The sequence below is a fragment of the Peribacillus sp. P4_D6 genome, assembly GCF_056401795.1.
On the sequence record NZ_JBFUIQ010000021.1, the window covers coordinates 13,029 to 35,016 of the forward strand.

18 protein-coding genes and 1 pseudogene are annotated in these 21,988 nt (G+C 36.1%); 11 read left to right on the forward strand and 8 right to left on the reverse strand.

All coding sequences use genetic code 11. From position 1 onward, the window contains the following. The first annotated feature begins 10 nt into the window (after positions 1–10). The 4 genes from AC1DVB_RS09540 to AC1DVB_RS09555 all read left to right on the forward strand — a co-directional run bounded on the left by AC1DVB_RS09540 (position 11) and on the right by AC1DVB_RS09555 (position 3,714). Complete coding sequence (locus AC1DVB_RS09540) at positions 11–1,279, forward strand: methionine gamma-lyase family protein (protein ID WP_098184609.1); 1,269 nt, start codon at positions 11–13, stop codon at positions 1,277–1,279. A 196-nt stretch (positions 1,280–1,475) separates the two neighbouring features. Continuing rightward, positions 1,476–1,880, forward strand: coding sequence for a MerR family transcriptional regulator (locus tag AC1DVB_RS09545; RefSeq protein ID WP_034313425.1), 405 nt, complete (start codon positions 1,476–1,478; stop codon positions 1,878–1,880). A 36-nt stretch (positions 1,881–1,916) separates the two neighbouring features. Then, positions 1,917–3,251 carry a type I glutamate--ammonia ligase gene (glnA, locus tag AC1DVB_RS09550; RefSeq protein ID WP_034313424.1) on the forward strand — a complete coding sequence of 445 codons (1,335 nt, stop codon included), beginning with the start codon at positions 1,917–1,919 and terminating at the stop codon, positions 3,249–3,251. A 223-nt stretch (positions 3,252–3,474) separates the two neighbouring features. After that, positions 3,475–3,714 carry a peptidoglycan-binding domain-containing protein gene (locus AC1DVB_RS09555; RefSeq protein ID WP_477589068.1) on the forward strand — a complete coding sequence of 80 codons (240 nt, stop codon included), beginning with the start codon at positions 3,475–3,477 and terminating at the stop codon, positions 3,712–3,714. A 920-nt stretch (positions 3,715–4,634) separates the two neighbouring features. Here AC1DVB_RS09555 and AC1DVB_RS09560 read toward each other — a convergent pair. Beyond that, positions 4,635–5,105: a hypothetical protein gene (locus AC1DVB_RS09560; protein WP_454862221.1), complete on the reverse strand. Its 471-nt coding sequence runs from the start codon at positions 5,103–5,105 to the stop codon at positions 4,635–4,637. 715 nt (positions 5,106–5,820) lie between these two features. Next, on the reverse strand, positions 5,821–6,537 hold the full coding sequence (locus AC1DVB_RS09565) for a GntR family transcriptional regulator (protein WP_318266503.1): 717 nt from the start codon (positions 6,535–6,537) through the stop codon (positions 5,821–5,823). A gap of 451 nt (positions 6,538–6,988) precedes the next feature. Between AC1DVB_RS09565 and AC1DVB_RS09570 the strand changes: the two genes are divergently transcribed. From AC1DVB_RS09570 to AC1DVB_RS09585, 4 genes are all read left to right on the forward strand, one after another. Continuing rightward, entirely contained in the window at positions 6,989–8,206 is a 1,218-nt protein-coding gene (locus tag AC1DVB_RS09570) for a cystathionine gamma-synthase family protein (protein ID WP_454862222.1), read from the forward strand. A gap of 37 nt (positions 8,207–8,243) precedes the next feature. After that, complete coding sequence (locus tag AC1DVB_RS09575; RefSeq protein WP_477589071.1) at positions 8,244–9,284, forward strand: homoserine dehydrogenase; 1,041 nt, start codon at positions 8,244–8,246, stop codon at positions 9,282–9,284. 62 nt (positions 9,285–9,346) lie between these two features. Beyond that, the gene (locus AC1DVB_RS09580) at positions 9,347–10,804 is read left to right on the forward strand and encodes an aldehyde dehydrogenase family protein (RefSeq protein WP_477589073.1); all 1,458 of its coding nucleotides are present in this window, start codon (positions 9,347–9,349) and stop codon (positions 10,802–10,804) included. A 132-nt stretch (positions 10,805–10,936) separates the two neighbouring features. Further along, the gene (locus AC1DVB_RS09585; RefSeq protein WP_082854680.1) at positions 10,937–12,373 is read left to right on the forward strand and encodes an amino acid permease; all 1,437 of its coding nucleotides are present in this window, start codon (positions 10,937–10,939) and stop codon (positions 12,371–12,373) included. A gap of 192 nt (positions 12,374–12,565) precedes the next feature. Here the strand turns inward: AC1DVB_RS09585 and AC1DVB_RS09590 are convergent, their stop codons facing one another. The 3 genes from AC1DVB_RS09590 to sda all read right to left on the reverse strand — a co-directional run bounded on the left by AC1DVB_RS09590 (position 12,566) and on the right by sda (position 14,809). Beyond that, complete coding sequence (locus AC1DVB_RS09590; protein WP_377333177.1) at positions 12,566–13,687, reverse strand: type II asparaginase; 1,122 nt, start codon at positions 13,685–13,687, stop codon at positions 12,566–12,568. Between the two features lie 355 nt (positions 13,688–14,042). Then, on the reverse strand, positions 14,043–14,357 hold the full coding sequence (locus tag AC1DVB_RS09595; protein WP_063576837.1) for a hypothetical protein: 315 nt from the start codon (positions 14,355–14,357) through the stop codon (positions 14,043–14,045). A 305-nt stretch (positions 14,358–14,662) separates the two neighbouring features. Next, positions 14,663–14,809: a sporulation histidine kinase inhibitor Sda gene (sda, locus tag AC1DVB_RS09600; RefSeq protein WP_063576836.1), complete on the reverse strand. Its 147-nt coding sequence runs from the start codon at positions 14,807–14,809 to the stop codon at positions 14,663–14,665. Between the two features lie 1,228 nt (positions 14,810–16,037). Here sda and AC1DVB_RS09605 point away from each other — a divergent pair. The 3 genes from AC1DVB_RS09605 to AC1DVB_RS09615 all read left to right on the forward strand — a co-directional run bounded on the left by AC1DVB_RS09605 (position 16,038) and on the right by AC1DVB_RS09615 (position 19,547). Then, complete coding sequence (locus tag AC1DVB_RS09605; protein ID WP_098865048.1) at positions 16,038–17,033, forward strand: asparaginase; 996 nt, start codon at positions 16,038–16,040, stop codon at positions 17,031–17,033. Between the two features lie 150 nt (positions 17,034–17,183). Next, the gene (locus tag AC1DVB_RS09610; protein ID WP_477589076.1) at positions 17,184–18,617 is read left to right on the forward strand and encodes an alanine/glycine:cation symporter family protein; all 1,434 of its coding nucleotides are present in this window, start codon (positions 17,184–17,186) and stop codon (positions 18,615–18,617) included. A 132-nt stretch (positions 18,618–18,749) separates the two neighbouring features. Further along, on the forward strand, positions 18,750–19,547 hold the full coding sequence (locus AC1DVB_RS09615) for a fumarylacetoacetate hydrolase family protein (protein ID WP_034304454.1): 798 nt from the start codon (positions 18,750–18,752) through the stop codon (positions 19,545–19,547). Positions 19,548–19,886: 339 nt separating this feature from the next. Here the strand turns inward: AC1DVB_RS09615 and AC1DVB_RS09620 are convergent, their stop codons facing one another. From AC1DVB_RS09620 to AC1DVB_RS09630, 3 genes and pseudogenes are all read right to left on the reverse strand, one after another. After that, on the reverse strand, positions 19,887–20,021 hold the full coding sequence (locus AC1DVB_RS09620) for a hypothetical protein (RefSeq protein ID WP_258832098.1): 135 nt from the start codon (positions 20,019–20,021) through the stop codon (positions 19,887–19,889). 314 nt (positions 20,022–20,335) lie between these two features. Next, a pseudogene (locus tag AC1DVB_RS09625) lies at positions 20,336–20,620 on the reverse strand (YetF domain-containing protein); the annotation flags it as partial. Between the two features lie 288 nt (positions 20,621–20,908). After that, entirely contained in the window at positions 20,909–21,904 is a 996-nt protein-coding gene (locus AC1DVB_RS09630) for a zinc-dependent alcohol dehydrogenase family protein (RefSeq protein WP_230134564.1), read from the reverse strand. Positions 21,905–21,988: the final 84 nt, after the last annotated feature.

The window sequence follows — 21,988 nt, forward strand, 5'->3', positions numbered from 1 at the left end:
GGGAATTTTGATGTATCAGCAGTTAACAAATGGAGAAGTGTTGAAAAACATTGCCCAGGAAGTGGAAGCAATGATTTCTCCATTACATAAGCAAGTGGACGAACGAATCGAAGAAAATCAATTTCGCGTATTACAAAGTTATCAAGCACATAAAGTGAGTGATTCCCACTTCATCCCGACTACTGGGTATGGATACGACGATATGGGCCGCGATACGCTGGAATTGATATACGCAGATGTTTTTGGAGCGGAAGCTGGATTGGTGCGCCCCCAAATTATATCAGGCACACACGCCATCTCCACCGCTCTTTTCGGCATTTTGCGCCCAGGGGATGAATTGTTATACATAACAGGAAAGCCGTATGATACTTTGGAAGAAATCGTCGGTATCCGGGGGACGGGTATTGGATCTTTACGTGATTTTCAGATCAGCTATAAGGCCGTTCCGTTGGCGGAAACTGGAACCGTTGATTTCGAAGCCGTCAAACATGCCATTCAACCGAATACGAAGATGATCGGTATACAAAGATCAAAAGGGTATGCTACACGTCCTTCCTTTACGATCGATGAAATAAAGGAAATGATTGCCTTTGTTAAAGGCATTAACCCGGAAATCGTCGTGTTCGTGGATAATTGTTATGGAGAGTTTGTTGAGACACAAGAACCATGTCATGTCGGAGCGGATTTAATGGCTGGTTCACTCATTAAAAATCCTGGCGGCGGGATAGTGAAAACCGGTGGATACATTGTTGGTAAAAAGGACCTGGTTGAAGCTTGCTCTTATCGGTTAACATCACCAGGAATAGGGGCTGAAGCAGGTGCTTCGCTTTATAGTCTGCAGGAAATGTACCAAGGATTCTTCCTAGCACCGCATGTCGTGGGCCAAGCTGTTAAAGGAGCCATGTTCACAGCTGCCTTTTTAGAAAAGCTCGGTATGAATACATCCCCAAAATGGGATGCGAAACGAACTGACTTGATTCAATCCGTACAATTTGATGAACGGGATAAGATGGTTGCCTTCTGTCAGGCCATCCAATATGCATCACCAATCAATTCACATGTGACACCGTATCCTGCTTATATGCCGGGATATGAGGACGATGTAATCATGGCTGCAGGCACCTTTATACAGGGGGCCAGCATTGAACTGACGGCAGATGGTCCGACAAGGGCTCCATATGTTGCTTATGTTCAAGGCGGATTGACATACGCCCATGTTAAAATGGCTGTATTGACTGCTGTGAATGCGCTAATGGACAAAAAGCTGATCCAATTGTAATTGAAATTAAATAAGGTATGTTATGGGAATCCAGATACAATTGGATTCCAGTAAGAGCAATAGTCATAATATTTGTGTAGTAACAAATCATTTAATTTTTCTGAGAAAAATCACGTCATAAAATGTAACATCATATTGACAAGTTTAATAACATGATATAAGATTATTTTAAGATAAACAAAGGAGGATGCTAAGAATGAGCGGCAACAACATTCGGCGTTCGATGCCTCTTTTTTCCATCGGAATCGTCATGCAGTTAACTGAGTTGTCTGCACGCCAAATTCGGTATTACGAAGAGCATCAACTTATTACTCCTATGAGAACAGATGGAAATCGTCGGGTCTTTTCATTAAATGACATCGATCGACTGCTTGAGATTAAAGATTTAATCGAACAAGGAGTCAATCTGGCCGGCATTAAAAAGATTTTCACTGTAAAGGAACAGAATTTACCTAAAACCCAAGAATTAGAACAAGCGGAAAAAATAAGGCATGACCTTAGTGACGAGGATCTTCGCAAGCTTCTGCGTGCCGAGCTTTTACAAGGAAGCAAGCATCGAACATCTCTTAGACAAGGGGATATGTCCCGTTTTTTCCAATAAAAAATATGATTTATGAATTATTAGGGGGAATAGAAATTGGCAAAGTTCACACGTGAAGACATCACTCGTTTAGCGAAAGAAGAAAATGTTAAGTACATTCGTTTACAATTCACTGACATTTTAGGGACAATTAAAAACGTTGAAATCCCAGTCAGTCAATTAGAAAAAGCACTTGATAATAAAATGATGTTTGATGGATCTTCCATTGAAGGCTTCGTTCGTATCGAAGAGTCTGATATGTACTTATATCCTGATCTAAATACATGGGTTATCTTCCCTTGGACTTCCGAAAAAGGTAAAGTTGCACGCTTGATCTGTGATATTTACAATACGGATGGAACTCCTTTTGATGGGGATCCACGTGCAAACCTAAAACGTGTTCTTGCAGAAGCAAGAGAAATGGGCTTCACAGATTTCAATCTTGGACCTGAACCTGAATTCTTCCTATTCAAACTGGATGCAGCAGGCGAGCCGACGCTGGAATTGAACGATAAGGGCGGATACTTTGACCTTGCACCTACTGACCTAGGAGAAAACTGCCGTCGTGATATCGTTCTTGAGCTTGAAGAAATGGGATTTGAAATCGAAGCATCCCACCATGAAGTAGCTCCAGGACAACACGAAATTGACTTTAAATATGCAGATGCGATTTCAGCTTGTGATAACATCCAAACATTTAAATTGGTTGTTAAAACGATTGCCCGCAAACATGGTTTACACGCAACATTCATGCCAAAACCATTGTTCGGTGTTAACGGATCTGGAATGCATTGTAACGTTTCTCTATTCAAAGGCAACGAAAACGCATTTTATGATAAAGAAGGTAAATTGGAATTAAGCAAAACAGCTGAGCAATTTATCGCGGGTATCATTAAGCATGCTCCAAGCTTCACTGCGGTAACAAACCCAACTGTTAACTCATACAAACGTCTAGTTCCTGGTTACGAAGCTCCTTGTTATGTTGCATGGTCTGCTAAAAACCGTAGCCCGCTAATCCGTATCCCAGCTTCACGCGGAGTAAGTACTCGCGTAGAGGTACGTAGTGTCGATCCAGCAGCAAACCCATACTTGGCACTTGCCGTTCTGCTAAAAGCTGGTCTTGACGGTATCAAGAACGACTTGACTCCTCCTGCTCCAGTTGATCGCAACATCTATGTAATGAATAAAGAAGAACGTGAAGAAGTAGGTATCGTTGATCTACCAGCTACTTTATATGCTGCATTGGAAACATTAAAATCTGATGAAGTCATTAAAGAAGCATTAGGTGAACATTTACTTGAACACTTCGTCGAAGCAAAAGAAATCGAGTGGGATATGTTCCGTACACAAGTTCACCCATGGGAACGCGAACAATATATGTCAATGTATTAATAACTTTAAAGCCTTGGTATTACTGAGTTTCTCAGTTGCCAAGGCTTTTTTTATTTTTATAAAATGAAAGGGAACTGGCTGGCTGGCCACATTTTGATCACATTTCAAACTATTTCATATTCAACTGGGGATAATGTGGATGACATTCCGGGACCTAAAACTAAGTCTGTTCTTATCAAAGCCTTATAAATAGAACTAAATAACCTACAATAAGAAATTAGTTGTGGATGAAAAATGGGGACCTAAGACTAGAGCAGCCATTGTCACTGTCAAAAAAGGTGCAAAAGGCAATCTTACATGGATTCTCCAGGCTGCACTTTATACTGAAGGATATAGCCCTGAATCACTCGATTCTATCTTTGGAAAAGGTACTGAAACTGCATTAGCTAACCAGAAAGTAGGTGATATTTCAGTTGATAGTAAGGCGGGTAAAGCTACTTTCACTGAATTGGTTGCTGGATAAAGAAAATTTTAACTTTTAAATAGTCTTTCTGGACGATTCTTTTCTTTAAATAAATTCTGGTACCAAGTAATATTATAAAACTCATGAAAAATGCAGTACCTTTTTTAAAATTCATCGCCTTCATTCCTTCCTTTTAAATATATGTACATGTACATATATAAACCCAGGGGAATAGGAAGAAATATTCAGATTTTTTCTATTAACATGTTACTATTTACTTATATATGAATAAATATAAAAACAGAAAATCACGATGAAAGCTAAAAAAAGTATTATGCCTATAAGAAAATTAACAGTTAAATAAATTGCCGAGATATTTAAAAGCGCAATTAAAATAAATATATTTATCTTATCTTTAATTTTTAAGAAACATATAAAAATTAAAGATAAAATGAATAAGGAACTTGCTAAATAAAATATTGAATCATATTCTAAGTTATCGCTATACGTTAATAAAACAATCCAGTATAAAACTATAAGTGTTACGATACTAATTATTTTTTTCATAGATTCACTCTCCTTTTTGTATGTAAACATATCATGGTTAAAATATCATATATTATCCTAAAATGTTAGTTTTTGTGGTTATTTAGTTAGTAATAAGTCCCATATCAAAATATAACTTGTCCAATAACTTTTTCACAATTCCCAATTCCATTGAAGTATGAAAATGGTACTTTATCATATTTACTCGGCTCTTCACCTTCATGTCAAATTTCTTAAACGCGCCTATCTTCAACATAAACTGCCTGTGTAGCAGTCGCTTTATTGGTTTTGTGGTTTTCGCTTTTATCACCCATCTTGCTAAAACTATTTCAGCAATCCGAGTAACCTGGTTCCAAGCCAAAGAAAAAGAAGAATTAAACCAGTTGGTGGATCTGTAAGGAGGAAATAAAAAAGCACCAATAAGGTGCAGGTGCTTAGTTAAATATCTTTTTAAAGTAATGAATATTCATTATGTTAATAGCAATTCCGATTATCGTAAATATAAATATATCAATTAGATTAGTTTCATCCAAAGAATGATAAGGAGCGAAAAGTTCAATATATGTATAAGCAATGATAAATAAAGGTATTGACCATACGAAGGTATGCAAGAATAGAGGAATCGATAAGCTAAAGAAAGGTAAGAAAAAATCTAAGTCTTTTCTACTTCTCTTTTTATAAATAACGATTAACAGATAGATTGCAATTACATCGATAATTGAAGTCAAAATTAAATCTATAACATCATATCCATTCATAGTTGAAGGATTATAAACTACAGGATATGCGAGTACTGAAAGAGTAAATATTACCCAGAAGAATATACGGTATCTTTTCTTTTGTTTGTTGGTTATTGTTCCTTCCTGTAAAGCTATGACGAGTTTGTTAATATTCCAGATATACATTGTTGTCCCCTTATGTAGTACAGTATCAGACTAATTATAGGTTAGGATTTACTCAAAAGCCATCTTTATTAAGATAGTAGGAAAGGTCTAGGGTTCACTTTACAAGCCTGATAAGCTAAGAAGTTCTATAAGTAAATGAAACGGTTTACGAGCGAATGACTAGGAGTTATTGCTTAGCTTGGCAGAGAACAAGACAGATGAGCAGCAGGAGAAGTTTTTAGGTCACATGTATGGAACAAGATAAGACATGTTCAACTAAGCTCATTCACGACTAACAGTTTTATTTGTTGAACATTAAGACTAATTATACAATTTGACGGTGCATCTTATAAAGAACTATTAAAAGAGTTTCAAGACTTTGAAGCCGATTCATGTAATTTTTGGAGAGGTGTGGCTAGACGTATATCTGTTCCGTATGAATGGCCAATAAGAATTGATCATGCAAACGGTACTATTTATGTTGGTGGTCACGATTTATATGAGGGATAGAATAGAGAAAGAAGAGTGTGATGTATGGCTTAACTCATAGTCGGAAAGGTTCATATATGAGTTGGTAAGTTATTATTATTAATAGATTTAGAGCGTTAGCCAAAAGGGTTAACGCTCTTTGTGTTTACAAAATAGCTAGTCATATAAGTATTTCAGGCCCTCTCCAGAATCGGATTGGTGGGTGGGAGTCGATAATCCCGTTACCTTCCACTATAAGACAGGAACCCTATATCATATCTAAATGAGTTATTTCCCAATGTTTATTCTTAATAAGTTGCTCTAAATTCTCTTTATCTCTTTTTTTGAAATAATTGGTAATTTCTTTATGATCTTCATTCATTTCCTCTAATACGGCAAAAAGCTTTTCTTCATTATTACTTAAATAAATTTGTCTGACAAAACTATTTTGTAAAGAATCAAGAAGATCTATTAATGTAGGATTATTGCATTTATCAATATATACTTTATGGAATTGATTTTGGTATTTTTGATAATCTAAATAATTTTTTGTTGAAATTGAAAATTCAATTTTCTTAACCAAATCTTCCATACGTTCAATATCACTTTCTGTAATATGCTCCAAAGATAAAGAGGCTGCTAAAGAATCCAATACACTAACAATTCGAAATACATCTAGCTTTTTCTTGGTATCAAGTTCTTTTACAATAAATCCTTTTCTAGGAAGATACTCGAGTAAATTGTCTGAAGCTAGTTGTATCAAAGCTTCCCTTACAGGAGTTCTACTTACTCCTAATTTTTCGCATAATACCGATTCATTTATCTTATGCTTAGGAAGTAAGGTTCCGTTCTGAATTCTTTCAGTTATATAATCATATACGAGATCTTTTAATGATTGATATTTATTTTTGATAGCGTTTCCCCCTAAGCCAAAAGTTAATATTATATAGTATACAATATATAATTCGAAATTCTTGTCTTTTATATTAGCTTAGCACCATCTTTTACAGACTTCAATATCTCTATTATTTATTATTATATTTAAGATATAAAACGACTCCTACTTCCATTTTTTTATGAATTGTTGTTTTTCAAGTTGATATAGCTTATAGCATTAGAAATAATGCTGTTTAAAGAATTTTTAAGAATAAAAAAATAAAGCATTGAAAAAAAGATAAGTTAATTATATAATTCGATATGTAAAATATTTTCAGACTATTCTGTACTATATACAATATATAATATAAAGTATAAAGTATATTTTTTCATTTGTTACCTTAATGTTTAGAAATAAACCCAAGATAACATTAGGTGAAAACTGAAATGTGGAAGGGAGGAGGTTGGAGTATAAAATATACAATATATTATATATAAAATAAAATACATGTTTCAACAAAACCATTTTTACAAAGTTATAAAATTAGAGGTGGAAAAATATGAGTGAGAATAACTTTAAAGATGTGCAAGATGGAACAAAAGCGGTATGGGCAGGAGAAAAAGAATCTCTTGCATATAATGCAACCCAAGTTCCAGTAGTTCTTAGTGTAGCCTACAATTACGATGACGTGGATGAATGGCAAGAAGTTGCCCTTGGAAATAAACCTGGTTATACCTATAATCGAATGGCAAATCCGACTGTTCAAGCCCTGGAAGAAAAATTGAGGATACTCGAGGGGGCAGAGGAAGCTGTAGGTTTTTCTTCAGGAATGGCTGCTATTAGTAGTACATTATATACATTTCTAAGACCGGGAGATCGGGTTGTATCAGTTAAAGATACTTATGGAGGAACCAATAAAATTTTTACTGAATTCTTGCCCAATCTTGATGTCGATGTGACATTGTGTGATACCGGAAACCATAAAGAAATTGAAGCTGAAGTGGCCAAAGGGTGTAAAGTGCTATATTTAGAGTCTCCTACTAACCCTACTATGAAAGTTACTGATATTGAGAGGCTAGCAAGAGTCGGAAAATCAGTGGGTGCATTAGTTATCATAGATAATACGTTTGCTACTCCAATTAATCAAAATCCTCTTCAATTAGGAGTTGATATTGTAGTCCATAGTGCAACTAAATTCTTAAGTGGACATGCAGATGCATTAGGTGGCATAGTATGTGGCTCTGAAAAATTAATGAAAAAAGTCTATCATTTTCGTGAAATTAATGGAGCAACTATGGACCCGTGGTCAGCCTACCTTATTTTAAGAGGGATGAAAACGTTAAAGCTTCGTGTACGGCAACAAGAAAAAAGTGCAATGGAAATTGCAAAGTATCTTCAAGAGAAAAAGCTTGTTGACGCAGTTTATTACCCGGGATTGGAAGCGCATCCACATCATGATATCGCAAAGAAACAAATGAGAGGGTTCGGTGGGATATTAAGTTTTGTATTAAAAGAAGAAATGAAAGCTATCAAAATTTTATTATCAAAATTAAAATATGCAAACAAAGCTGGAAATCTTGGAGCCGTTGAAACGATATATGGGCCCGCAAGAACGACCAGCCATGTTGAATGTACTATTGAAGAGCGTAAAGCCCTTGGTATCCCAGAAGGTTTAGTTCGTATCTCTGTAGGTATCGAGGATACAGAAGATCTTATAGCAGATTTAGAGCAAGCTTTTTCTTACTTAGAATCCAATTACCCTGTTAGCTGTAGTTGAAAGCATAAAATATAACTAATGGAAGAGGTATTGAAATATGACACATAGGATAGCATTACTTGGATTTGGTGTAGTTGGTCAAGGGTTAGCTGAAATTTTACAAGATAAAAGTGAGTCACTACGTAGTGGGTTTAACTTTGATGCAAAAATCGTTGCTATTTCTGATGTTATGAAAGGTTCCCTTTATGATCCAAAGGGGTTGGATCTTTCTTTAGCATTACAAGCTGTAAAGGAAACAGGAAAATTAGATAGTTACCCTGAGACCCCTGGCTTGGTAAGAGGGTGGGATAKTTTTCAAACAATACGTGAGAGTAATGCAGACACTGTTGTTGAAATTACCTTTACTGATGTAAAAACAGGCCAACCTGCCATTGATCATTGTAAAGCAGCATTTGAAAGCAAAAAGAACGTAGTAATGAGTAATAAAGGTCCGGTTTCTCTAGCTTATCAAGAGTTAGCTGAATTAGCAAAAAAAAATGATGTTCGTTGGGGCTTTGAAGGAACAGTTATGAGTGGAACCCCAGCATTAAGAATGCCTCTGAGTTCATTGGCAGGGAACAGCATTTTTGAAATACGGGGGATTTTGAATGGAACAACTAATTATATCCTAACTAAAATGGAAGAAGGATTGAGTTATCAAGATGCATTGTCAGAGGCACAAGCTCTAGGTTATGCAGAGGCAGATCCGACTAGCGACGTTGAGGGATATGATGCTCAATATAAAGCTACCATTCTTGCTAACATTGTAATGGGTATTCCAATGAAACGAGAAGAAGTAGAATGTGAAGGAATTAGTCATCTTACGGAAGAGGACATTGAGTGGGCAAAATCTGAAGGGAAGAGATGGAAGTTAATTGCTAAATGTATAAAGGATGGCGATAAAGTCATTGCAAAGGTAGGACCTGAAGCTATACCTCTTACAGATCCTCTAGCTGGAGTTTTAGGTGCACAAAATGCTATTACTTATGATTGTGATTTAGCGGGCCCGATTACCTTAATTGGAGCCGGAGCTGGACGTAAAGAAACAGGATTCTCAATTCTTATTGATTTAATCAACATTAACCGTGATCAATTATAATTATAATTCGTTTCAGTCTTAAAGTTATAAGTTAAAAATTACTTATCTTGAGGTGATTTTGTATGATATTTACTGACAAATTAATAAATAAAAATAAGATGTTTCTTGCTGGGGAATGGGTATCTCGTGATAAATGCATTGAAGTCTTGGATCCACAKGATCATAGTTTAATCACAACAGTTCCTGCTGCTAATGAAAGCGACGTCATATATACAATAGAAGAAGCAAAAAAAGGAGTTAAAATAGCAGCAGATATGCCAACACACGAAAGAATTGCTATTCTTCATCGTGCTGCGGACTGGATCCTTGAAAATAAGGAAAGATATGCAACTACTATTGCTCGTGAGGGAAGTAAAACAATTAAAGAAGCAAGAAAAGAAGTACTGCGTTGTATTGAAACACTTCGTATAAGTGCTGAAGAAGCAAGGAGAATTCATGGAGAAACCATTTCGTTTGATCAAATGCCCGGAAGCGAAGATCGCATAGGTTACTATTATCGTTTTCCTATTGGCATTATTGTAGCTATAACACCTTTTAACGATCCATTAAATCTTGTTGCACATAAAGTGGGTCCTGCTATTGCTGCTGGGAACGCTATTATTGTAAAACCAGCAACTGTAACACCATTAAGTGCTCTCTTATTGGCAGAAGCTTTTGAAAAAGCCGGTTTGCCACCGAAAATTTTATCCGTCATTACTGGTCATCCAGGTGACATGGGAGATAGCCTAATTACTCATTCAGCTATACGAATGATTTCTTTTACAGGAGGACTTGCCACTGGCAAAGCAATTATTCAAAAAGCAGGTTTGAAAAAGATATGTATGGAGCTTGGATCAAACTCACCCGTTATTGTATTGAAAGATGCTGATTTAGAAGAAGCTGTGAAATCAACTGTTTCTGGAGCATTTTGGGCAGCAGGACAAAATTGTTTAGGGGTACAGAGAATATATGTCCAAGAAGGTGTTTATCATGATTTTATTGGTAAATTTATAGATCGTACTCAACAATATCGAGTAGGTGATAAATTATTAGAAGAAACAGATATGGGACCAATGATCTCCGAAAAAGAAGCAAAACGTGTTGAAAGTTGGGTAAATGAAGCTGTTGAGAAAGGTGCAAAGTTGCTATGTGGTGGAAAACGCGAAGGGTCTTTTTATCAACCTACCGTTCTAGTTAACGTACCAGAAAATTGTAAATTGGCAACTGAAGAGGTTTTTGGCCCAGTTGTTACCATTTATAATGTTCCTGATCTTGATACAGCTATCTCCCAATCTAATCGTGTAGATTTCGGACTGCAAGCAGGTATATTCACTCGTGATTTAGATAAGGCATTTAGAGCAATACGTAAACTTGATGTAGGTGGAGTTATGGTAAATGATAGCTCAGATTATCGCATAGATGCGATGCCTTTCGGAGGTGTAAAAGGTTCTGGATTAGGTCGTGAAGGAATTAAGTTTGCACTTCAAGAAATGACTGAACCAAAAGTTGTTTGTTTTAAAGTTAATAATAAAACAATATGATGACATAAAGACTGACCTGTGCAGGTCAGTCTTTATATTAAAGATTCTGATTTTTCTGTAAGAATATAAACTTTGTATATTGTTATCTATTAAAATAAGTACTTGTAGAGTAGTAAACGAGGAGGAGACTAGATGCCAAACACAAATGATACCAATGAAAACCAGTTGAAACGTTCAATGAAAAGCAGGCATTTGTTCATGATTTCGCTAGGTGGTGTAATTGGAACGGGTCTTTTTCTGAGCAGTGGATATACAATTAGCCAAGCTGGACCAGGAGGTACGATTCTCGCTTACTTAGTAGGCGGATTAATCATGTACCTTGTCATGTTATGCCTAGGCGAACTAACTGTTGCTATGCCAGTAACAGGTTCATTTCAAACTTACGCTACCAAATATATCGGTCCTGCTACTGGATTTACTATTGGTTTAATGTACTGGCTTACTTGGGTGGTAACGGTAGGTTCCGAATTTACTGCCTCTGGACTGTTGATGCAGAGGTGGTTTCCTAACACTTCTGTTTGGATGTGGAGCGCCGTCTTTGCGATTCTAATTTTTTTACTTAATTCCTTTTCAGTAAAAATATTTGCAGAAACCGAATTTTGGTTTTCAGGTATTAAAATAATTACTATTATCTTATTTATTGTACTTGGAGGATCTGCAATGCTTGGATTTATTCCAATGGATGATAGAGCCTCTGCCCCCATGCTTTCTAATTTCACTGCAGATGGGGGTCTTTTCCCAAATGGCCTGCTTCCAGTTTTTATGGCCATGATTTCCGTTAATTTTGCCTTTTCAGGAACAGAACTTATTGGCATTGCTGCTGGAGAAAGTGAAAATCCAGAAAAAGACGTTCCTAGATCTATTAGAAATGTAATTTGGCGAACAATGTTTTTCTTTGTTGGTGCAATTTTTGTGTTATCTGGTTTAATCTCTTGGGAAGAAGCAGGAGTCATTGAAAGTCCATTTGTGATGGTTTTTGACAACATTGGAATTCCTTATGCAGCTGATATTATGAACTTTGTTATTATTACAGCTTTACTCTCAGTAGCAAACTCTGGTCTATACGCATCTACTCGTATGTTATGGTCTCTTTCAAATGAGAAAATGATAAGTTCATTTTTTGGAAAGATAACGTCAAATGGAGTACCATTGAATGCTTTAGTTATAAGTATGGCAGTAGCTTGTTTATCTCTATTATCTAGTGTATTTGCACCTGATACAGTTTATGTAGTACTTGTGGCTATATCAGGATTTGCAGTAGTAGTAGTTTGGATAGGGATTGTTTTATCTCAATACATGTTCCGTAAACATTTTTTGAAAATGGGTGGAGATATTAAAAATTTAAAATTCCGTACACCACTTTATCCTTTTGTACCCATTGCTGCTTGTGTTTTGTGTCTTGCTTCTTGTATAGGTCTTGCTTTTGATGCGAGCCAAAGAATTGCTCTGTATTGTGGAGTACCTTTTATTATTTTATGCTATCTCTTCTACTATATGAAAAATAGAGGAAATACGAATCAGATAAATTCTTATAATGAAACGGATGATTATATTAGGAATATTAAGTAAAGAGTTTTTTGCTAATGGGTGCGTTAGCTGAAATTTGAGCTTCCCTGAGGGCAGTTGTTTCTTTATACAACTAGGACAATTTAGTTCAACTTAGTACAAAAATAAATAAAAGCATACGTTGGTGATTTATACCATCGTATGCTTTAAATTTCATTCACTTTTAGTTAATCAAGAAATTTCTAATTTTAATGATTAATATTCGTTGAAAAATTGCTGAATTTCTTTTGGATCATCTGTTTTTGTTAATGCAAGCATCGTCAAAATACGTGCTTTTTGAGGATTAAGTGAGTCCGCTGTAACAAAATTATTTTCATCGTCAATCTTTTCTCTCGTAACAATACCATTTCCTACACGGCTAGAGCGAGTAATAATCACGCCTTTTTTGACAGCGTCTTTAGCACCCTCAAAAGAAGTATCAGAAGTTAAACCGTTTCCTTCACCTGCTATTATAATCCCTTTAGCTCCTGCTTTCACAGATGCATCGTAAAAATATCTACTATCATTTTGATAGCTATAAATAATGTCCACTTGAGGAAGTGTATCTAGTTTTGATACATCAAACACCGATTTGGTTGTATGTTTACGAGTAGGTTCATTGTAGAAAAATATTTTATTACCTGCGATTGCTCCTAAATAGCCTTGTTCCTCCGATTGGAATGTATCTGTCATGGTTGTATTGGTTTTTGTTATATAACGCGCAGAACCTATCCGGTCATTTAATGAGATTAAAACACCTTTGTTCTTAGCATCTTTACTAGCAGCAATTTTTACAGCATTATATAAGTTTAAAGGTCCATCTGCACTTATAGCTGTAGCCGGTCTCATTGATCCAACAATCACGACAGGTTTGTTGCTTTTTACGACCAGATTCAGAAAGTAAGCAGTTTCTTCTAAGGTATCTGTTCCATGCGTTACGACAATACCATCAACGTCTTTAGATTTTAATAACTCATTAATTCGTTTCGCCAACTTTAATAAAGTTTTATTATCCATATTGTTACTGCCAATATTGGCGATTTGTTCACCACTCACATTTGCTACTTGTTTTAGTTCAGGAACAGCTTTAATTAGTGTTTCAACACCAAGTGCACCTGCTTGATAACCAGTTGTGTCAGTATTGGACGTAGCAGAACCTGCAATCGTTCCACCAGTAGCTAAAATTTTCACATTGTTTAACTTTGGATTTGTTGAAGTTGCTTCTACTCTCTCTTCTTTTGGATTACTATTTGCTGAGCTATGGATAACAGTGATAGATCCAAAAAGTAATAGTGTAACTGATAGAAACGTGATTCCTAGATATTTTTTTATGTTCATGTCTAGTTAGCTCCTTCTTTATTAATTATTAAATTATGTATGACATAGAAAATACTATCATATTTTGATATTTCTTACATGATTTTTATTCAGTTGGAAAAAACCATAGAAATTCAGAATGTTAGCTTCCTTGTAGAATCGTCATACGGCGGCATTCCTGTATTAACTGAAATACTAAAAAGGATGTGAAGAAATCTACTAAAACTAACGGGTGCATTAGCTGAAGCTCTGAGCTGTCTTTAAGGCAGCTTTTTTGGGGCAGGACAGTAACGTCCCATAAGACATATAGTGAACAAATAAAAAAAGACAGTGTACCACGCTGCCTCATTTTGTATGAATTAAAGAAAACGAAGAATTATTTAATCTTATCTAGTGAAATTATTCTATGTTTTAATTCTGAATTCATATCTAAAACACCTATCACAATTTGATTATCTTCCGTCAATGTTATGTATCTGAAATAATCATCATCAGAAATCAACAAATCGTTGTCATTCGTCGTTTTTTCCATTTTGGCAAATACATCTACTGTGTACTCAAGGTGAAAAAAATCGTCAAATCCCTTGCTTGAGCTACCTACCCAGGTATACAGAAAATCTTTCAGTGTGATTTGTTCAATCACCGATAATTGTTGTTTGAACTTTAACTTATCTACTGTTACGCTTATCATCTTTCATCACTCCTTAACGAATATTAATTAGAAGTCTCCTTCAACAATGCTATTTGCGTATCAATCCGTTTACAGTTTAGTTCATAAAGGACAAATGAAAGTTTATGTCGAAATTCAAGTAAGAGATTTAATTAATTCTAAAAGTGGATTTGAGTCAATATTTTTGACACTAAAAGGTTAATCTTAGAGAGTTAATTAGTTTTACAGCTTGATCGAGTCTTATACAGAGAATTGACTAAGGAACAAGAATTATTAGTATGGGTTAAAAAACAAAGCAAAGAATTACAGTTTAAAGCATATACTAATTAGTTACTCCTATCTTTTTGATCGATAAGGGGTAGACCTCTTCTCTTCAATTCCTCTTCTAGAACGAGGATGAATTTTTTTTCTAAGTCTAATTCAATTGCTTTAAGGTATGAGTCTATCAATAGTTGATCATTTAATTTTTTCATATCTTCCCTCTTTTATTTCTTTAAAACCCCGTTTAAACATACAATATAAGTATTTATTATTAAGTGATAAATAAAAATATAATAACTCAAGTAAGACAAATTATAGTAATTAATAATTAACGAAGATAGTCTCCAACTTAACATATTGAGTGAACTTTTTTGTAACAAATGGGGTTCATATTTATTCTATATTTCAATCTACATAAAACAACATATACCGACATCATTAAACACAATATATTTAACTTTCCTGGTTTACATAATACAAATTATTAACATAAAAGTTAAAAATCCCCGATTAAAATAATAATTTATTTTGCTATCAATAGACGTTTTTCAATTAAGTGGTTTTTTTTTGAAGATCGTAGCTTAACTTATCCAACTAAAGGGGATTTATTTCATAAGGGGGTGCTGCGGCACCCCCTTATTGAAGTAAAGGTAGGATTTAATATGAATATTGGTGATTTGATATTTCAACTAGTTTTCCTTATTTTTATATTTGGGATTTTTTCTGGTGTGTTTTTTTCTTTTTCTTTCTCTCGTTACTAAACAGCCAAGCAAATCAGAAAGCATTGAACAAAAGTTGATAGAATAATTGATTTACTTGAAAAGGATAAGAAAGAGTAATCTTTTTTGTCCTTTTTAACTTAATTTTCACCTCACAGTTTGTGTCAACCCAACAAACCTGTATGAACTAACAGGTGCGTTAGCGCCATAAGAAGGCCGCCAATTGGCGGCCTTTTGAACGTATGATCGCTTTTTTTGCGTGATATTTTTAAGGATACTGTATGTTTAAATCTGGACAGACGGTATATTATCCGACATGGGATAAAATCAATTGTCCCCTAATTAAAGATTTTAAATTATTTCACTAATGATTCACGTATATAAAAACTATAATATTCTCATTGACAACATATAAACAAGTTGATGTATATGAGTTTTTAGGCTTAATTTCATCTAAGTTGTAATTAAGTATCTTAATGAAATAATCATCTTTTTGATATTTATTATTTGTAATAACTCAGCTCAGATTCAGGAAGCAAGCACCATTCTGTGGATTCTAAAAGTGGAGGAAGTGTACGAAAATTGAATATTTTTATCTTGAATTATTATATTTATGTTACTATAATTACATGGAAAGTACGCGAATCGAATAAACATACGCGAATTGAATACTTTCTTTTAAAAAACGTATTGTAAAAAAGAGATAGAGGAGCCATTATCATTGAAAAAATTAATGTTGTTTGCGACTGGTGGAACAGTAGCCTCACTTGAAGGAGAAAACGGACTTGTACCTGAACTGCATGCCGATGATCTATTAAGTTACATTCCTGAATTAAATGTACGTTGCCGTATTGATACGAAAGAGTTAATGAACATTGATAGCACCAACATACAACCAGAGTTTTGGGTAGATATGGCGAATGCTATTTACGAACATTACGATCAATACGATGGCTTTATTATTACTCATGGTACCGATACAATGGCTTACACATCAGCTGCACTTTCTTATATGTTACAAGATGCATCAAAACCGATTGTTGTTACAGGTTCGCAAATTCCTATTTCGTATAGTAAAACGGATGCAAAACGAAACATTTCAGATGCTATTCGTTTTGCTTGTGAAGATATAGGTGGGGTATATATTGTATTTGACGGCAAAGTCATTCAAGGGACAAGAGCGATTAAACTTAGAACGAAAAGCTATGATGCCTTTGAAAGTATTAATTATCCGTATGTTGCATCGATGCATGATGACCATATTGAATATAATGAATCGATTCATATTCAAAAAAAGAAACACATTCAATTAGATACATCACTTTGTACAGATGTAGCGGTTGTGAAATTACATCCTGGGATAAAGCCAGAATTTTTTGACTGCCTTAAAGATTTGTATAAAGGAGTGGTTGTGGAGAGCTATGGAAGTGGTGGTGTTCCTTTTCAAGTGCGCAACATTTTGGCGAAATTAATTGAATTAATAGAGCACGGTGTATCTGTTGTCATTACGACTCAATGTCTAGAAGAAGGAGAAGACATGGGGATATATGAAGTCGGTCGGAAAATTGACCATAATCGTGTAGTACGTTCTAAAAATATGAACACAGAAGCAATCGTGCCGAAATTGATGTGGGTGCTAGGAAAAACAACAGATCCTAAAAAGGTAAAAGAAATGATGGAAACATCGATTGCAGCAGATATTACATTATATTTTTGAGATACTGCCATCAAGGCTATTAATTCAAATATTTGGCGGCTATATAACTCCTGATTTTGGACAGAATTCATCAGTTGATGAAGTTGATATTTTTACAGTGAAAAAACTAGGTATCTTCTAAGTTAGTAAATTTTTATAAGAGGTGATAGAATGCAACAATTATTACATGATGTAGTTGGCGTAACAAATGAATTCCTTTGGTCAAAATTATTAGTTATTATGCTTGTTTCTTGTGGGATTTATTTCACATTTAAATTGAAATTTGTACAGGTTCGAATGTTAAAGGAAATGGTCCGTGTTTTAATGGAAGGGAGAACTAGTTCTAAAGACAGCGTTTCCCCATTTCAAGCTTTCTGTATTGGTATGGCTGCTCGCGTTGGAACAGGTAATATCACAGGAATTGCGATTGCGATTGCATTAGGCGGTCCTGGAGCGATATTCTGGATGTGGATTATTGCTATTATTAGCTCAGCAACCAGCTTTATTGAAAGTACGTTAGCGCAAGTATATAAAGTGAAAGATAAAACTGGTTTCCGAGGCGGCCCATCCTATTATATGGAAAAAGGATTGAACAAACGTTGGATGGGAGTATTATTCTCTATTTTAATTACGCTTTCTTTCGGTCTTGTATTCAATTCTGTACAATCAAATACCGTTACAATTGCTTTTGAGAATTCATTTGGTACAGATCGTTTAATCGTAGGGATTCTCATGACACTTGCTTTCGCTGTGATTATCTTTGGCGGTGTGAAGCGTATTGCAAAAATTGCTGAATACAAGGTTATGATTCTAGGTGTGTTATACCTTGGAATGGCATTATTTGTCGTAGCAATGAATATAACCAAAATGCCGGAAATTCTTTCTCTTATTATTAATAACGCGTTTGGCTTTGAACAAATAGCAGGCGGTTCAATAGGCGCTGCGTTCATGAATGGAGTTAAACGTGGTTTATTCTCGAATGAAGCTGGTATGGGGAGTGCGCCAAACGTTGCCGCAACGGCAAAAACAAGTCATCCGGTGAAACAGGGACTTATTCAAGCATTTGGCGTATTAACGGATACACTGATCATCTGCACAAGTACAGCATTTATTATTTTACTTTCTGATGCTTATAAACAACCAGGGCTAACTGGCATTGCACTTACACAAACATCATTAAGTGAACACATCGGTTCCTGGGCATCAGGCTGTCTTGCTATCTTTGTTTTCCTATTTGCATTCGGTTCGTTAATTGGTAACTATTATTATGGGGAAACAAATATTCGATTTTTACACAAAAGTAAAGTGTGGTTGATTCTATATCGAATAGGCGCGTTCGCCATGATTGTATTCGGTTCGGTTGCAAAGGTCGAGCTTGTATGGGATTTAGCAGATTTATTTATGGGCTTGATGGTTATCGTAAACTTAATTGCCGTTCTCTTATTATCAAAAGTAGCTTTTGCAGCATTAAGTGATTATATGAAACAGAAAAAGGCTGGTCAAGATCCAGTTTTTTATAAAGACAGCATTAAAGGTCTTGAAAATCTTGAATGTTGGGAGCACTCTCAAGATGCTACCAATATAAAAAAAGAAAACATCATGTAATAAAAAAGATTTTCAGACATAAGGGTTTGGTATTATCCCCTACAGGGGGCTTGTTTGTGATTATGAGGAGAGCCGAATTTTATATATTTTCTGAGGTAAGTATATCTTACTCATCAAAGGAGTTTATTCATAATGCATGTGCTACAAAAAACACAAAAAATAGTTCGCTATCAGAATCAACAGGGCAATATACATTACGGTATTGTTGAGGATGACATGATATTACAACTGTCTAGCAGTTTTGCTGAACTTGTCAACAAGGAAATAAAGTATGACGGGGTCGAGCTGAAATATAGTGACGTGAAAATCTTGGAACCTGTAAAACCTTCGAAAGTGGTTAATTTCGGCTGGACATATGCAGGTCATGCGAAGGAAACGGGTGGAGAGGCAAACCTTGTTGAACCATTCCTATTTTTAAAGCCWTTATCTTCGCTTATTGCAGACAAGGAGAATATTATCCTTCCTCCAAACGAGCTATCCAATCAAGTGGAACTTGAAGGGGAAGTGGCCCTTGTCATTGGAAAGCGCGGAAAAAACATTAAAGAAGAAGATGCGCTTGATTATGTATTCGGCTGCACGATATTTAATGACGTGACAGCAAGAGATCTTACAAAAAAAGATCCACAGTTTACGCGGGGCAAAGGATTTGATACATTCGGACCTTTGGGACCATGTATCGTTACCGGGGTAGATCCTACAAACTTAAGGATTGTGACCACTTTAAACGGCCGCGTTGTCCAAGACGGAAATACAAATGAAATGTCTCTGAGCATTCCATTTTTAATCAGCTGGCTTTCACAGGTAATGACACTGGAGCCCGGCGATATTTTGGCCACGGGTTCACCATCTGGCAGCTGCATGATCAAGTCGGGTGATGAAGTCGTTGTTGAAGTCGAGAATATCGGTCGGTTATGTAATGGTGTCCAGTAGGATTAGCTGAAATTCTTAATACGTTAAAAAAGATCAGAGCTGCCTTTAAGGCAGCTTTTTTCTTGTGCATCGGGGCAGGTTAGTTTAATAAAGAATGGATAAAGTATGTATGTAGATAAACATTTGGGGTGTGATTGAAACGAATAACAGGCTATTAGAAATATATACGTTGGATGGGAAGATACACCAGATAATGACGACTGGTATTTTGGAAATTCGAAAAGTCTATTATTTCGATGAAGAGCCAAGTAATCCTTCATGTTAGCGGTATGCTTGACCCTTCAGTTTCGTTTACCTGCAAGCTTTTTTTGGAAAAGCAAAGAAGTCACGAGATTGTACTTATTTAGCATTACGCGGGGGCTTATTAGTTGGATAAATTGCTTTTTCCAAGTCTTCTGCTGCAATCACTGGGTCTACTGTATTGCTTTTAGCCTTTCCCTTCTGACTATTGCCTTTATCACGCTTTTGGCTCATGCCTAGAACCTCCCTCCATGTAGCTTCATTTGTTAAGATGGACTATTAGATGGCGACTTATTCACCAAACGAGTGAAGGGCTTCGTTTTGATTTGAAAACATCCATATAGCAATTTTGACAGAAAGCCCTTTTTATCCTGTAGGAGTCTACTATGGCAATCTGTCTTAAAGTTGCCAATTCCGATTACTATAGCCTATTGGTGCTTTACGGCAATTAAAAATAAAAGGAGACGGTACAGCGGGAATCTTAGAGGTTTTCACTGTTCCGTCTATAATTAAGCGGTGTGAAAAATAAAATATCTTCAAGTTTTTTATTATATATGAGAGTTTTCTTTGGGATACGGCTGTATATAGAATCCATCTGTTTCTGACCATTCTCTATAAAGGATATCCTCAATTTTTTTATAATTCCTCTTCTGAAGCCCTTCCAGAAGCCATTCTTTTGATTTTTTCACGGATCGAAGTTCTTCCTCTTTTATTTGGCCTTCCTCAATTACTAAGATAGAAGGGGCTTCATCTCTAGGATTGAGGTCAAGCATATCTGGTGTGACGCTTCCTGCCTTAGAATGAAGCTTTACACTGATGTCCCCGCCAGGAGTCCAGCCAGCCCAATCACCAGCTTCGTTGCTATTTCCAGATAAATCATTTTGTCACCTCACCTTTTTTTCCCTTTCTCCTTTTTAACAATCATTTAAACCAAATTGCACCTGGTATTTATATCACACGGCAGAGTACCGTTTTCTGCAATTCTATTAAATAAGAATACCCAACATCAGAGGCGGTATTGTCCTATTAAATAAAAGAAGACGGTACAGCGAGAATCTATAGAGATTTTCACCGTACCGCCTATTTTTAAATGAACATAAAGTTGTTAAAGTGCCTATTCTTTACCAATCATTTTTCAAAACAATTTTCCCTATCGCCTTGCCTGACTCCATGTATTCATGAGCTTTTGAGACTTCATCAAAGGTGAACATGTTTGGATCCACAAGCGGGCGCAGCTTACCTTCCTCAACCACCTTGGCAACCTTCTTCAAAATCTCTCCATATTGCTTATGCATGTCCTTATTTAATATCTTCAACAACATAAAGGTAACATGGAGGGAAAGTCCCTTCGAATGCACTGGGGAGAGGTCATGAGTCGAACGGGCAGCAATGGCTGCCACCGTTCCATGTACCGCAGCCGCCTCAAAAGAGCGATCAAGGTTTTCTCCGCCTACCGTGTCAAACACAACGTCAAAACCTTTTCCGTCTGTATACTTTTGTACATAGTCGTGAACGCTTTCTTCTCGATAATTGATCGTTACATCTGCCCCAAGGCGCGTGCCAATCTCCAGCTTCTCTTGCGAAGAGGCAGTTGTATAGACTGTCGCACCTTGCCATTTGGCCAGCTGAATGGCAATGTGGCCTACACCGCCGGTTGCTGCATGGATCAGTATATCCTGACCAGGGACTAGATGTGCCCGATTGAATAATGCTTCCCAAGCGGTAATGGCAACCAGTGGTAAAGCAGCGGCTTCTTCCATCGTCAAATTCTTCGGCGTGTGAGCAAGTAAATCAGCATCTGCAAGCATGAACTCTGCAAGTGCACCGCCAGTCCCTTTAAAACCACCTGCGCATCCAAACACTTCATCGCCAACTTTAAACTCAGTCACTCCTTCTCCCACTGCAGATACCAAACCTGCGACATCACCATGTAAAACGGCTGGAAACTCGGGGGCAACGGCTGGAACTGCACCAGCACGGACTTTCGTATCAATAGGATTTACACTTGAAGCCTTGACTTGAATAAGGACATGTCCAGGTTTTAATTCGGGTTTTGAAACCTCTTCAAGCTGAAATACGGATGGATCGCCAAAAGATTGAATGATTTGTGCCTTCACTTTAGTCACTCCTATTTATTTTTTTTATGGGGAATGTCTCATTACCAATGCCTATTAAGGATCTCAGGGAATAGGATGAAATGT